The sequence below is a fragment of the Reticulibacter mediterranei genome, assembly GCF_016587455.1.
On the sequence record NZ_BNJK01000001.1, the window covers coordinates 3,260,206 to 3,273,666 of the forward strand.

Consider the following 13,461-nt stretch of genomic DNA (forward strand, 5'->3'; position numbering starts at 1 on the left):
TTGTCGGGATCGCTTTACTGAGTGATATACACTTGCGCCCATTCGTCAGGATCGAGGCTCTCATAAGGCGACAGGACAAATCCAGCGACTTTGGGATTAATCATGCGGTCGATATTTGGCTGATAAAGGGGAACCCAGGTGACATCGTTGACGGCCTTCTGCTCGGCGTCAAGGTAGATATCAAAACGCTGTTTCTGGTCAGTCAGTACATCGGCCTGCTCAAGCTGCTTCTGCACGGCCTGCTGTTCGGTGGCGGCAGAGGTATTATTCTGACCGTAATTGTAGCCGTTTTGCTCCACTCCTTTCGCCAGAAAGACGCTTAACCAGTCTTGCGGATCAGGATAATCCTGACCCCAGCCCGCGTACCACAATTGCATTCCTTTCGGGTTGTTCTTAGTGGCGTCTATCTGTTCGTTGAGCTTGCTCAGTTCAAGCACATTGATCTTGACGTTGACGCCCAACACATCCTTCCACTGCTGCACAATGAAGGCCGCAATATCATTAGTCTGCTTCTGGTTGCGATCATTATAGGTGATCGGGGGTAGATCGGCGATGCTCTTGTAGCCCTTCTCCTGCATGCCCTCAGCCAGCAGTTTCTTCGCCAGATCAGCATTACCGGTCAGGTTCGTTGTGCCATCTGGCCCCTTAATATTTTGATTATCGTAGCCCGTAAAGGCACCGGTTGGCACAAATCTGTTCACGGCATGGGCCGTCCCACGCAACACGCTCTTGTTCAACAACTCTTTATTGATCGCCAGAGCAAATGCCTGGCGAATCTTGATGTTATCGAACGGAGGCGTCAGGAAATTGAAGGTGATGTACCACGTTCGCAACTGCAAGACGAAGTGATAATCTTTGCGCGCCTTCGCCTCCTGAATGTTAATAGGGGGCACGCGCGAGTAATCGAACTGGCCGGAGAGATAGGATTTGTACTCGACGTCCAGATCACCGCCGATCAAGAACTGAAGTTTTTGCAGCTTTGGCTTCTCTCCAAAGTAGTTGGGGTCAGGCACCTCACTAATCCCGACCGTGTGGGAATATTTTTCCACCTTAAATGGGCCGCTTGTTCCTCCTTCATCCATATGATCGGTCCACTTGTTGCCATATTTCTCGATGAGCTTCCGGTTGACCACATAAGAAGCTGTATAGGTGAGGGCGGCGAGAAAGTAGCCGGTGGGTTGACCAAGAATGATCTTGACGGTCTTGGGATCAGGAGCAAGCAAGCTGGTGCCGATGAGCGTCTTCACCTTGCCGCTCTGGAGCTTGTCGTAATCCTTGATGGCGCTAAAATAAAACGAAACTTCGGATTTGTTCGCAGGGTCAAGCGTGCGGTTGATGCTATAGACGATATCATCTGCCGTGATCGGACTGCCGTCGCTAAACTTCAAGTTATCACGCAGCGGGAAGGTGTAAGTGAGACCATCAGACGAGACCTGATGAGAAGCTGCAAGGACATGAATGATCTCGCCCTTGCCGCTCAACTCGACCAGCCCGGTGAAGAGCGAGTTGATCACGAGAATGCTATTGGCATACTGGGCCAGCCCCGGGTCTAGCGTGATAAAATCCGCGTTGCCTATCGGCCAGCGAAATACTTGCTTATCGGCGGAGGCAGGTTGCGCCTGTCCAGTAGCCGACGAACCGCCCGGCGTTGACGCGGTGCCACAAGCCGCCAGCAACAGCAAAACGACGAGCGAGCAGGTGGGGATAATACTGGTAATAAGTCGATTACGCATAGAGTAGACGTTCCCTCGCTTTCTTTCCATGCAAAACACACAAATGCTCTTTCTTGACCGGAAATCAGGTCAAGAGTACGCAACAAATTACCTGGAGTTGAGACGCACACACAGTTTTTTGAGCGGATCGACCCTCCTTGCTTCTGCCCGCTGGCACGCGGACTTTTCACAGAGAAGCGCAGCATTTTGACGAGATCGACATCTATTATTATTACGTTATCGAAAGCCGCGATTCTCTCAAGAAATGCAACGCATGAACGAACAGTGGATCTTTTTACTAGTATGAACAAATGTCCGTAGCATAGAAAAGGTGAAAACGCGTAGATACCACCTGTCATTTTGGCGGCCTCTGTATGCTTTATCCATACGCGCCAGAATCGGAGCGGTACGCTTCAGAGTGATATACTATAGCAGATATTTTAGCCGAACAGAGACAATTAGTAGCAACGATGCGAAGGAGCGTTATGGCACAGTATATTCTTGTTGAACGTGATGAGCGTGTTGGTATTCTGACCATCAATCGACCAAAAGAATTGAATGCCCTGAATACCACGCTGATAGGCGAGCTGGCCACAGCGTTAGAGGAATTTGATCGCGACGAGGCGATTCGTTGTATTGTGCTGACGGGAGCGGGCGAGAAGGCGTTCGCGGCAGGTGCCGATATCAAAGAGATGTCAGGCAAATCTCCCATTGATATGTTACAGGGCGATTTCGAGCACTGGCTCCGCATCAAACGAATTCACACTCCCATCATCGCGGCGGTTGGCGGCTATGCGCTGGGCGGAGGCTGCGAACTGGCGATGTTATGCGATATGATCGTGGCGTCGGAAAATGCGCGCTTCGGTCAGCCCGAAATCTTGCTCGGCATTATTCCCGGCGCGGGTGGCACGCAACGGCTGGCACGCACGCTCGGCAAATATCGCACAATGGAGATGGTGCTGACAGGTACACAGATCAGTGCTCAAGAGATGGCAGCGCACGGATTGGTGAACCGCGTCGTTCCTAAAGGAGAACATCTCAGCGAGGCACTCAAGCTGGCAAAAATGGTCGCAGAACAGGCACCTATCGCGGCACGTCTGGCGAAAGAGGCTGTGTTAGCTGCATTTGAAACGCCGCTGGCAGAAGGGTTGGAGATCGAGCGGAAAAACTTCTTCCTGCTCTTTGCAACCGAAGATATGCGCGAAGGAATGCAAGCCTTTATAGAGAAACGCAAGGCAGAATTTCAAGGGAGATAAACGATGGAAGACGCCATTATCCTCTCAGCCGTACGCACTCCCATCGGACGCTATGGCGGCGTGTTGAAAGATGTCAGGCCCGACGATCTGGGTGCGCTGGTGATTGATGAGGCGGTACGACGAGCAAATATCGATCCTGGTAGCGTAGAAGATGTCATTCTCGGCTGTGCCAATCAAGCTGGCGAGGATAATCGCAACGTGGCCCGCATGTCTCTCTTGCTCGCTGGTCTGCCGATCAGCGTTGCCGGTCAGACGGTGAATCGGCTCTGCGGCTCTGGTCTGCAAGCCATCAACAGCGCGGCCCAGGCGATCCAGACAGGGGCAGGCGATACCTTTGTCGCTGGCGGCGTGGAGAGCATGACCCGCGCTCCCTTTGTGCTGGGCAAGAGCGATGCGGCGTTCGGTCGCAATATGAAGCTGGAAGATAGCACGCTGGGCTGGCGCTTCGTCAACCCAAAGCTGGCGGCAATGCACCATCCCTATAGCATGGGCGAGACGGCGGAGAACGTGGCCGAGCGCTATCACATCAGCCGTGCCGAGCAGGACGCCTATGCGTTGCGCAGCCATCAACGAGCCGTCACCGCTCAACAAGCGGGCCTGTTCGCACAGGAGATCATATCGGTTACTATCCCACAGAAGAAAGGCGCTGAGATAGTCGTCTCGCAAGACGAACATCCACGAGCAGATACATCATTGGAGAAGTTGGCGGCGTTAAAAGCTGTTTTTCGCAAAGATGGCAGCGTCACTGCTGGAAACGCTGCTGGCATCAATGATGGGGCGGCGGCGCTGGTCCTGATGGCGCGCAACAAGGCGGAAGAACTGGGTTTGCAGCCACGCGCTCGGATCGTTGCTACAGCGGTTGCTGGCGTTGATCCCGCCTATATGGGGCTTGGACCGATCCCAGCGACACGCAAGGTCTTGCAACGGGCGAGATTGAGTATTCAGGATATGGACCTGATCGAACTCAACGAAGCCTTCGCGGTTCAGGTCTTGCAGTGCGTACGCGATTTGGAAATCGACGAGGAGAAGCTCAACGTCAACGGTGGGGCTATCGCGCTGGGGCATCCGCTCGGCTGTAGCGGTGCACGCCTGATTGTCACTCTTCTGCACGAACTGGAACGGCGCGGCGGACGTTACGGACTGGCAACCATGTGTATCGGCGTCGGACAAGGAGTTGCCTGTATTATTGAGCGACTGTGAGCGGTTCGCGGAAAAGAATGAGGACGGAACTAACGGGCAGAGAAGGTCATGGTGCTTGCTGTCTTCCCCTCGTCTCACTGCGCTGGAGAGGCTGGTGGTCACAGAAGACGGCAGCAGGGTGCATAGACCCACCTCCTTCGACTGACGATCCCTAGAACCGTTCCATAGGTCAGGTGCCCCACCAGCGAAACACTCAGAAACTCGTTCAACGCCTGGATATGGAGCCAGCCAGGATAGATCCCGATCATGAACCCCTCCAGCCCTAAGGCCCAAAGGATGCCAAGCCACCACTGACGAGGGGCAAAGAGAATGGCATAGGCAACGGCGAAAAAGAGTCCGTTCGTGTAGTGATAGAGCAGACCAATCGCGGTAGCAATCCCCAGAGTCAGGGCCTGACCAGCTATGGCATATCCGAAAAGAGGAAAGATATCGAAAGGCCAGAAGGTATCGTGAAAGACGGTCACGATACACAACCGTGAAAGGTCGTAGAGCAGCGTTGCCAGCAAGCCCGCCATTGCTCCGGCCTTGATGCGCCTCTTGAGCTCTAATCGGGCTGCTGAGGTCAGACAGCGCCAGGTGAATAGGCCAATGGAGAAAATTAGGATGCTCGCTACCGCCAGAGCCAGCCCCAGAGAGAGCCGGGTTAAGACATGGACGACGAGCACTGCTCCACTCGCCAGCGGCAAGAAAGCAAAGAGGAGCCAGAGTTTTTTTGCGGTCGCCACTCTGTGCATGTATTTCCTCTTTCTATTGTAGAAATACTACAATCAGACGGCAATTATAATACCATAGGGAATGCAGAGCAAAAGGTCGTGAACTCAACAGAAAACATCGTCTCAGGGAAAAGAACCGACCCTTTGGAAACAGTCTGAGAAGCCTGTGTACAGTATTTCAGGACAGCCTCCCTTTTCATCCACGTAAAAAAGGTATAACGTCGAGTGTAGGGCGCCTCTCGCCTTTGATTTGCGTTTCTATTTCACCGAAAAAACCGATTGTAGCACTAAAAAAAGGAGGATGATCTATTATAAATCAAATAAAGCGTGGTTATCTAGCATCACACCATTTTTAATGGCATCATATAAAATGAATTTTGACAATATTTTAAATCGATCACGTCCTCTCTTATCCATTGATAATAAAGTACATTTAGTTCAAACGTGGTATAACGCAAGAGGCAGAGTGGGTTAGCGCATTTGCTTCACCCAGAAGGAGGCTACGATGTCCTCCATCCTTCCTGATACATTAGAGCCACAAGGACCGCCCAGGATTTGTAGCACTTGCGGTCAGGCGATTCGTACTCACGCGAGGTTCTGTTCACACTGTGAGCACCCCTTTTCCCTCCAGCCGACTCCCTCACTGGAAGTTATTTTTCCACAAAGAATGCAGTCGTGAGGCCGGTTAGAATCTTTGAAATAGCCTGATAAGAGATTTAATAACGACACCTGACGAGTTATGATTGGAGGTCGACATGGCTGCAAATTTTCCTTTTTGGCCCATTTTAAGTAGGGAAGCTCAAAATGCTTACCTTATTGCTGAAAGGATGCTACAAACAGGCGAATCTTTAGGCACAGCTTCTTGGAACCTCTTTGGACATTCTTGGGATGCACAACGGTTGGCAAGTGGTTTAGCCAAAGTTTCACAAGCAATGACAGAAACATCAAATGATATCGTCATCGACGAGGTGATTGTTTCTGGATTTCACTTACAAATCAAGCAAGACAGTGGTCAATGGGTAGTAATTCACCCTCACCCGTTGCAGCCACACCATAAAACGACGAATGGCATCCTCTACCAGGGAAAACACTATCCCGGCGACATGCTGTTTACGCGCACTCTGAGTAATGGGGACATGTTGCGCATTGGGAACGAACATGGCACGCTGGTCACGCTCACCTATTATGACGGCAGCGGCATCACACGCCTGCCTGTGCCTGATATTGCACCAATCCCGCTAGGTGCACCATTAATCACCCTCGGACTCGACACTGGCAATACTATTGTGCTGAATCACCCACAGGTGTCGAACTATCATGCACGCTATGAGTGCAATGGTCAAACTTACTCCCGTAAGATCAAAGTGGACCAGGACCACTATGAAACCTGGGACAAAGGGGCCAGCGTCAGTGTCTGCTATCTTCCTGATGAGCCACAGGTATCCAGGTTGACTCCATTGGAGTCAAACGTAGGGGTCAATGTTGGATGCGCAATCCTCTGTTTCCTCATCACCTTGTTCATTGTTCTCGAGATCATCTTTGGCTTCATTACGGCAGGGTAGATGGTGCACGTTTTGCCAGTTAAGGCTTATGGACTGAAAGACAGGTGAGAAGGAGTCTGACAAATGAGACAAGATCCAACACTGAAGCATCAACTACCGCGAGAGGCGTTCCAGGTAGCAAGAGCCTATAATCTCGGTCAGCCCCTCAAGATATACAGGCCACCTCTTCGCAACGTTCTCGTCCTGCTCATTCTCGGTCCTGGGATCGTGATCTATAGCATTTTCCTCTGCATCCAGGGAGTGAGCACCAATCCCTATTGGTGGGGAAGTCTTAACACGATCTGTGGGCTGCCGCTCATCTGCCTTACTGGTGTTTTCCTCGCGCTCTTTGGGCTCGCCATCCTGGGACAACGGCGCCTCGGGACGAATGAACGGTTCAACAAGCGAGCTTATGAGTATACTAAGGGATTTGCGATGCTCAAAGGCCGTGGCGAAGGCTATGTTACAGACGTGACCCGCTGGGATCAGGTTGAAGAGGTCTACCACGGCATCGAGTGCAGTGGCGAACAGCAGGATTGTCATCATACCTTTTGGGTGATTAGAAAGGACGGAACGAAGCAGGACATCAGTTATCCTAAGCTGTGGAAACGCATCGAAGAGGAATATACGCAACGTCATCTCCAAAGAGCCCTGGAAAGCTATCATGCAGGTCGCCCGGTCATCTTCGGGAAGCTCTCGGTCAGCGTGCATACAGTGGACCTGACTATCACTCCCTCTGATCAGAAGACGCTTGCCTGGAATGATATCGCTCGCGTGCATGTGAAGGACGATGCGCTGGTGATCAAAGGCCGGGAGGAAGCCGGTTCAGCCCAACTCAGTGTCCCGGTATCGCAGATCCCAAACACCTGCCTGCTGGAAAGGCTCTTGCATGAGGTTAGCGGAGGGTGTATTGAGTGTACAGGACTCCACCTGAAATGAAACTCCATTACTGGAAGGTCACATCTTCTACATAAGGATCGGGATGAACAAGCACGAGAGGAAGCGCCTTCTAAGGCCAAACCATGCCAATGAATAATCGCCCATTTTGATTGATGCCTCGTAGCCTATGGTTCTCTGCTTCATAATGCGGCCATGTAGGGCAAATTGATTTTTTTCGTCAATCATCAGAGCCAATGTTTTCAGCGAGTGAATGCAAGAATTCAACCCTCTCTTTAGCACGCGGATCATCCGCTTCTGCATGAGCCATGCCTTGAATGAATGTAATAAATGTGCTGCGCTCGCCTGGTGTTAAGCCTTTCAAAATCATAGAGAGTTGCTCTAATTGCTCTACAGCGGCATCTGGATCGACAATCTCATCATCGCTGATGCCTACAAAAACGGCCAACTCTACTATTGCTTGCATGAGAAATCGGTTCATTGTGATACCACCTTTACTTCTATATTTGTTATACCTAATTTCGCCAACATATTTCTGGCCTGCTCAGCTGCTGCTTCAGTAGGAACTTCCCAGCATCCCGTCATGTCGTTTTGATCTAGAGCTTGCGATTGTCTAAAAGCTTGTCTCCGTGCTTTAGGATAGCGTGTGACAGAAACCTTACGATCCACAAGTATATTACCATCTTGCCCATCAAACCTAACTTGCTTTATGTTTCCATTCGCATCCTTGTAATTGAGAGCAGGTGTTAGCGTCTCTCCTATAACAGGATCAACTGTTTTTCCTGGTGCACCATCATTGTAGGCCCGCGCTTCTTTTGACATGGTTGCCTTCTCTTTTACCCACTGCACCAGCCCTGCTACAAAGCCCGCTGCGCTCGACGCAAGCTTTGCACCACCCACCGCTACCTTACCAGCACTTACCACGCCTGTAGCCGCACTTACCATCTCTCTTCCGGCTGTACGACAGTCACCCTTGCTTGCTGCCTCCCATACCGCATTACCAGACTCCATGACCAGATACACAGGATTTACCTGGTTGATTGCATTAAGAAAACCCCATCCCCCTCCGCCTCCTTCATAATAGGCTTCATATATTGAACGAAGTTTCAATCCTGTAGCGACTGCAACAGATGCAGGAGCAGATAATGCTGCTAATGCCATTCCTCCTGCTATATGCGCTCCTCCTTCAGCCATTCCCTTTAGAAATTCAAGCTTTGACCAACAGGGCTCAGCCTCTTCTTTCGTCTCAGCCGGTGGCTTCGGAGTCTCTTCAGGGGTAATCCCTAGAAGGCGCAAAATTGGGCCAAGACCGAGCGCTCCACCGATAACGATGGCAATAGCAATCGCCGCCTTTACAGCAGCATCAATCGTGTAATAACAATCCTGGAGGCTGCCACAGTTATCGGCGTATGCCACTGGTGAGGTCAGTAGCCAAAGTACGACACCTGCGCAGAGACCAAGCAGGAGCTGGATGCTTATTCGTCGTCGCATGGCTCTTTCCCCTTCTCCTAGTTGGTCGGCTTTCTTCCTGGCGGGGTCTGTTGCCTGGTCTGTGGGAGAAGAAGTGCCATCATGACGACGGCTATTCCTGTCGTGAACAGATATGGCGCAAAAGTCGCACTCGGCGTATCAATGGACAGCGTTGTCTGGTCCCAAAGCGGGCTGATCGTGCCCCAGGCAAGGAGGGAGAGGGCAAAGAAGGCAACGAGCAGGCGTACCAGAACAGGAACACGAGCTACTAGTTGTGCCCAACTTGCCCAAAAACCAAAGCAGGGCAAGATCGTGCCTCGCATGATGAGCAGAAACCACAAGAACAAGAAGAAGATCAGCCCCTCTCTCGGATCTGGAGATCGTCACTGCGTACGAGGGCCACGCCCGTCTCCGGTGTGAGGGTCGAGCATGGGATAGTGGTGGACCCTCCAGCTCCAAGCACACGCTACCAGAACTCGCGATCAGTCTCTGTTATTTTTCCCATCGAATCTTCCCTTCTTTCAACGAGCGTCGTGCTACTCCTTGTTGCCGAACAGTGCGACAGGTATCATAGTGGTTGTTGCTGTCCTGACAGATCTGCATGGCAACTGCGTTGTCTTCGATCAGGTGGTGAGCATGGCCGTCGGAATGGGTATACTCTGGCGATGGCACATGGTGAGCGACTAACTGTGGGATGCTCGCCGCCTGGGAGTTTGCCAGCGCTCTGGCCGGATTCCCTCCCCACAATGAGTGCGGCGGGGTCTCCTCACCTTTCATGAGGAAGGAGTCGGCGGAGAGTATTGCTCCGTCGCCCATCGTCACGCCGTAGTGGACTAAGGCACCGACACCCAGGGTGCAACCTGCGCCGAGTGTCGTGCGGTCAGACTTGAAGATGCCATCCTCCATCGAGTGGCACTGGACCTTGCTTCCCGCATTGAGCGTGCAGTCGCCCCCAATGATGGTCAGCGTCCGCTCCGTCAGGGTGCAGCCGTCGTCGAAGACCCTATGGCCAATTCGCACACCGAGCAACCGCCAGACCACGTTCTTGAATGGAGTGCCGTTGAAGATGTTGAGATACATCTCAGGCACCTTCCAGAGACGCTCGTGCCACCAGTAGTAGGGATCATAAATGGAACAAAACTGCGGGCGCAGGGGGCGGAATCCCGTCGTAATCCGCTCGACCAGAATATAGTAGGCCGTGCTCACCACGAGGCTGAGCGACACGTCCGCAGCGACTCCCACCGGACCGAGCACATTGTTGAGATTGACAGCCACAAAAGCGAACAAGGTGAACAGGAGAATTTGCAGCCACTCGACGAACAGAACCACGCCCATCGTGCGGATATTGTAGCGGTTCTTGGCGGCAAGACGTTTGCGCCGCTCATCGCCCCTCCACAGATGATCGAAGCGGCTATCGCGCTCCACCGAGCGGGGAATCTCGAAAGAAGGCGAACCCAGCAGACCCACGCCCTCACGAATCTCACCGTCGAGCGGGATCATCGCCTTCGTTGCGATCAAGACGTTGTCGCCCGTGCGGGCACCCGCAGGAAAGGCGATAGTGTTTCCCAGGAAGTTATGTGCCCCGATCGACACTCGCGACACGCGAAAGGACGTGCTAGAGAAGTTGGCATTCATCATCGAGAGTCCGTCGCACACCATCGTACCCTGACCAACAGAACTCAGGAACGGGGTTTCATGTTGCAACTCCGAGCCGAAGTTCGCCCCGGTCTGCTCAGCATAGGAAAGGGTATATCCCAGGCCGCGCAGATAGTTGAGGATGTAGGAACTGTCACCGAAGAGCCGGTTGAGGAGCTTGATATTGGTCATGAGCGTGATCGCCCGGTGCAGTGCGTAATGGAAGCCATAGAGCGGATAGACCTTATCCGGCTTGATGAAGTAGCTCAGCAGGCGCGGCACGGTGAACACAAAGGCCAGTCTGAGGATGCCAATGCCGAAGAACACCACCAGGGAAAGAATCAGAGCATCGATATAGAACATCGGCCCGGTGATCCTCATCATGCCGGGTAGCAGCAGGCGGATCAGGGCTGGCACCAGGATGAACAGAGCGTATAACCCCATGATGACCAGAGGCATGAATACAAAGCATACCACAAGCAGCGTGACGAGTCCTTCAGTGAAGCGGCGCAGCGAGCCACACCTGGCTGGAGCAACTCGCAAATAGTCCAGCTGGGTGCGTTGTGCTGGAGAGCCGTGCCACCGTTGACCATCCGGGATCGTCTCGCCGCTTTGTAGAGCGGATGTATGGCCGAGTTGCGCTTCATTGCCCATCGACGTATTGATGTCGAGCACGGTCTTCTCGCCGACGTACACATCCCGGCCCACAGTAACCGGACCGAGCTGAATACGCCCGGCATGCGCCCGGTAGCAGAGGAAGGATGACTCTTTGCAGATGATTGTATTGGCCCCGATCGTGAGCAGGTCGGTGCAGACCGGAATAGTGCGGGAAAGGATCGTGACCCCTTTGCCGATGCGTGCACCGAGCGCCCGCAGGTACAGCACGTAGAGAGGGGTGCCGACAAAGAAGACCATCGGGTTGGCATGGACCAGCACCTTGACAATCCAGAAGCGTACGTAGGCCAGGCTCCAGACCGGAAATTCTCTGGCTTCCCACCGACCGATAAGGACCCACTTGGCCGTGATTGAGAAGCCGCAGATGCCAGCGAAGAGTGCGCCAGCGAAGAGAGCCGATCGCAGATAAAGATCGATCCACCCGGAGTTGGCAGAGATCCAGTTATAACCCCAGCTGATGACCAGCCCAACAAGGAAGGAATAACCCAGGAAGATCAGCAGTTGCAGCGTGCCACACAGAACGTATTGCCGCGTGCTGGACGGGGTGCTCACCTCAGCCGAGGCTGGGACCGACGAGGCAACAAGGCCAGGTCTGGCCTCGTCGCGCGACGAGGCCAGGAGGCGGATCGTGGGATGCTGGTAAACGTCCTTGATCGAGACCGAAGGAAGGTCTCCCCGCTTGCGGACCCGAGCACAGAACTGGGCCATCACCAACGAGTTGGCTCCCAGATCGTCGAAGAAGTGGCTGTCGAGCGAAATGCGCTCGACGTGTACAACAGAAGCTAGTACTTCAGCAAAGTTCCGCTCGATGTCGCTCGTTGGCTCGGCATATCTCCCTTGAGCGACTACAGATTCGGGCAGATCGGCTGTTAAACGCTCGATAGATTGTTCCATGACATAAGTTCCTTCGAAATAGAAGTTGATAATTCGCGACATTGAATGAAGGGAAACATCGGCTCCTTCACAAGATGGTTGGCGAAGCAGTCCTGACGGCTGGACGCCTGCTCGATTTTTCGTAAGGTCATCTGGCAAATAACATGGTTGGTTGTTGATGTGGCTGCTTGTCTGACGACCAGGAGCTAACGTTCAGTTCGTCGACCTCAAACGTATCTTCACCGTACACATCTTTTAGCCAATTGGATTGGTATATAGTGGTGAGGTAGCGCTCGCCGAGGTCTGGTGCGATGGCCACCGCAGTGAGTTCGTGGCGCTCGTCATGCTGAGCCAACCAATCCATCGCGCCACTGACCACCGTACCGGTGGAACCACCGAACAGAAAGCCGCTTCTGGCCAGCCTCCGGCAGGCACGGATGGTATCGACCTCCTCAACCATGACCACCCCATCCACATAGGACTCATCGAGCAGCGGCGGATGAACGCCCATACCCAGGCCAGGAATCATCCGGCGGCCCGGCGGCCCCCGAAGGTTACCGAGCCGACATTGTCTATTGCAATGATCTGCACGGGCCAGTGTCGCTGTCGGAAGTAGCGCGCACACCCCATCAGGGTTCCAGTGGTGCCGGCCCCGACGAAGAGTACATCCAGGTTCGGGAATTGGTGAGCGATCGCTGGTGCGGTGCTGTGGTAGTGCGCCTTCCAATTGTGCGGATTGGTGTATTGGTTGAGCCACACGTAGCGCTCGTCGGAGGCGCACAGTTGCTGCACATAGGCCAGCCGTGCTCCAAGGAATCCGCCCCCCTCATCTGGCTCAGTGATGATGTGTACCTGGCTTCCTAAGGCTTCCATCAGCAATTTGGTTGACAGGTTGCAGCGCAGGTCCGTCACGCACAGGAATTGGTAGCCCTTGCTCGCCGCTATCACACTGAGCGCCACGCCCAGATTTCCCGATGAGGACTCGACCAGAATTGATTTTGGCTTGAGGACTCCATCCCGCTCGGCTGCCTCTACCATCTCGATTGCCGCCTTGAGCTTGATCGAGCCAGCGAAATTGAAACCCTCACACTTGAGGAACAGCGCGCGCCCGAAGATCGACCGAAGGTCGATGTAGAGATCTTCCTCGTTAAAAGCTTGAGGAAAGGATATAATTGACATAATGACCTCCTCACGTACAACAGACCGGTAGTGTACTCATTTACGTCAATGCAACTCGTGGAGAAGCCGTCCCTGCTGTACATGTTGAACCTGGGCACCAGAGGTCACAGCGAACGGACGTGCAGTGATCGGTTTGGATATTGCACGCTCATTTGTGGCGGGGTGAGTGGTGCTCATTTGACAGTTACCTCATGTATGCCGGAGAGCAATGGCGAGTCCACCTGCACATAGGTGAAGCTCCCTTCCTCCTTTCCATTTTTTGATGGATGAGTTAAGAATAGGGCTATAGAGGGTATATAGCGAATGTTGA

10 protein-coding genes and 1 pseudogene are annotated in these 13,461 nt (G+C 53.2%); 4 read left to right on the top strand and 7 right to left on the bottom strand.

Annotation, left to right across the window (positions count from 1 at the left end):
- Positions 1 to 14: 14 nt before the first annotated feature.
- Positions 15 to 1,733: a peptide ABC transporter substrate-binding protein gene (locus tag K3T83_RS13845; RefSeq protein WP_220203556.1), complete on the bottom strand. Its 1,719-nt coding sequence runs from the start codon at positions 1,731 to 1,733 to the stop codon at positions 15 to 17.
- 464 nt (positions 1,734 to 2,197) lie between these two features.
- Here K3T83_RS13845 and K3T83_RS13850 point away from each other — a divergent pair, with 464 nt between their 5' ends.
- Positions 2,198 to 2,968, top strand: a complete 771-nt coding sequence (locus K3T83_RS13850) for an enoyl-CoA hydratase-related protein (RefSeq protein WP_236064893.1) — start codon at positions 2,198 to 2,200, stop codon at positions 2,966 to 2,968.
- A 3-nt stretch (positions 2,969 to 2,971) separates the two neighbouring features.
- Positions 2,972 to 4,168 carry a 3-oxoadipyl-CoA thiolase gene (gene pcaF, locus K3T83_RS13855; protein WP_220203558.1) on the top strand — a complete coding sequence of 399 codons (1,197 nt, stop codon included), beginning with the start codon at positions 2,972 to 2,974 and terminating at the stop codon, positions 4,166 to 4,168.
- Positions 4,169 to 4,266: 98 nt separating this feature from the next.
- Here pcaF and K3T83_RS13860 read toward each other — a convergent pair whose 3' ends face one another.
- Positions 4,267 to 4,902 carry a DUF6789 family protein gene (locus K3T83_RS13860; protein WP_220203559.1) on the bottom strand — a complete coding sequence of 212 codons (636 nt, stop codon included), beginning with the start codon at positions 4,900 to 4,902 and terminating at the stop codon, positions 4,267 to 4,269.
- 911 nt (positions 4,903 to 5,813) lie between these two features.
- Between K3T83_RS13860 and K3T83_RS13865 the strand changes: the two genes are divergently transcribed.
- The gene (locus K3T83_RS13865; protein ID WP_220203560.1) at positions 5,814 to 6,443 is read left to right on the top strand and encodes an FHA domain-containing protein; all 630 of its coding nucleotides are present in this window, start codon (positions 5,814 to 5,816) and stop codon (positions 6,441 to 6,443) included.
- Positions 6,444 to 6,506: 63 nt separating this feature from the next.
- Positions 6,507 to 7,361 carry a DUF6585 family protein gene (locus tag K3T83_RS13870; protein WP_220203561.1) on the top strand — a complete coding sequence of 285 codons (855 nt, stop codon included), beginning with the start codon at positions 6,507 to 6,509 and terminating at the stop codon, positions 7,359 to 7,361.
- A 178-nt stretch (positions 7,362 to 7,539) separates the two neighbouring features.
- Here K3T83_RS13870 and K3T83_RS13875 read toward each other — a convergent pair whose 3' ends face one another.
- The 5 genes and pseudogenes from K3T83_RS13875 to sbnA all read right to left on the bottom strand — a co-directional run bounded on the left by K3T83_RS13875 (position 7,540) and on the right by sbnA (position 13,151).
- Positions 7,540 to 7,785 carry a hypothetical protein gene (locus tag K3T83_RS13875; protein WP_220203562.1) on the bottom strand — a complete coding sequence of 82 codons (246 nt, stop codon included), beginning with the start codon at positions 7,783 to 7,785 and terminating at the stop codon, positions 7,540 to 7,542.
- Between the two features lie 11 nt (positions 7,786 to 7,796).
- Positions 7,797 to 8,810 (bottom strand): hypothetical protein, encoded by a 1,014-nt coding sequence (locus K3T83_RS13880; RefSeq protein WP_220203563.1) that lies wholly within the window; start codon positions 8,808 to 8,810, stop codon positions 7,797 to 7,799.
- 17 nt (positions 8,811 to 8,827) lie between these two features.
- Positions 8,828 to 9,136: a hypothetical protein gene (locus K3T83_RS13885; RefSeq protein WP_220203564.1), complete on the bottom strand. Its 309-nt coding sequence runs from the start codon at positions 9,134 to 9,136 to the stop codon at positions 8,828 to 8,830.
- A gap of 145 nt (positions 9,137 to 9,281) precedes the next feature.
- Positions 9,282 to 11,993, bottom strand: a complete 2,712-nt coding sequence (locus K3T83_RS13890; protein WP_220203565.1) for a Pls/PosA family non-ribosomal peptide synthetase — start codon at positions 11,991 to 11,993, stop codon at positions 9,282 to 9,284.
- Between the two features lie 127 nt (positions 11,994 to 12,120).
- Positions 12,121 to 13,151, bottom strand: a pseudogene (sbnA, locus tag K3T83_RS57885) (2,3-diaminopropionate biosynthesis protein SbnA).
- Between the last annotated feature and the right edge of the window lie 310 nt (positions 13,152 to 13,461).

Bases quoted from the DNA above. Each gene is read 5' to 3' on its own strand.
- K3T83_RS13880 (WP_220203563.1), bottom strand. From the start codon at position 8,810: ATGCGACGACGAATAAGCATCCAGCTCCTGCTTGGTCTCTGCGCAGGT.
- pcaF (WP_220203558.1), top strand. From the start codon at position 2,972: ATGGAAGACGCCATTATCCTCTCAGCCGTACGCACTCCCATCGGACGC.
- K3T83_RS13850 (WP_236064893.1), top strand. From the start codon at position 2,198: ATGGCACAGTATATTCTTGTTGAACGTGATGAGCGTGTTGGTATTCTG.
- K3T83_RS13875 (WP_220203562.1), bottom strand. From the start codon at position 7,785: ATGCAAGCAATAGTAGAGTTGGCCGTTTTTGTAGGCATCAGCGATGAT.
- K3T83_RS13845 (WP_220203556.1), bottom strand. From the start codon at position 1,733: ATGCGTAATCGACTTATTACCAGTATTATCCCCACCTGCTCGCTCGTC.
- K3T83_RS13890 (WP_220203565.1), bottom strand. From the start codon at position 11,993: ATGGAACAATCTATCGAGCGTTTAACAGCCGATCTGCCCGAATCTGTA.
- K3T83_RS13870 (WP_220203561.1), top strand. From the start codon at position 6,507: ATGAGACAAGATCCAACACTGAAGCATCAACTACCGCGAGAGGCGTTC.
- K3T83_RS13865 (WP_220203560.1), top strand. From the start codon at position 5,814: ATGACAGAAACATCAAATGATATCGTCATCGACGAGGTGATTGTTTCT.
- K3T83_RS13860 (WP_220203559.1), bottom strand. From the start codon at position 4,902: ATGCACAGAGTGGCGACCGCAAAAAAACTCTGGCTCCTCTTTGCTTTC.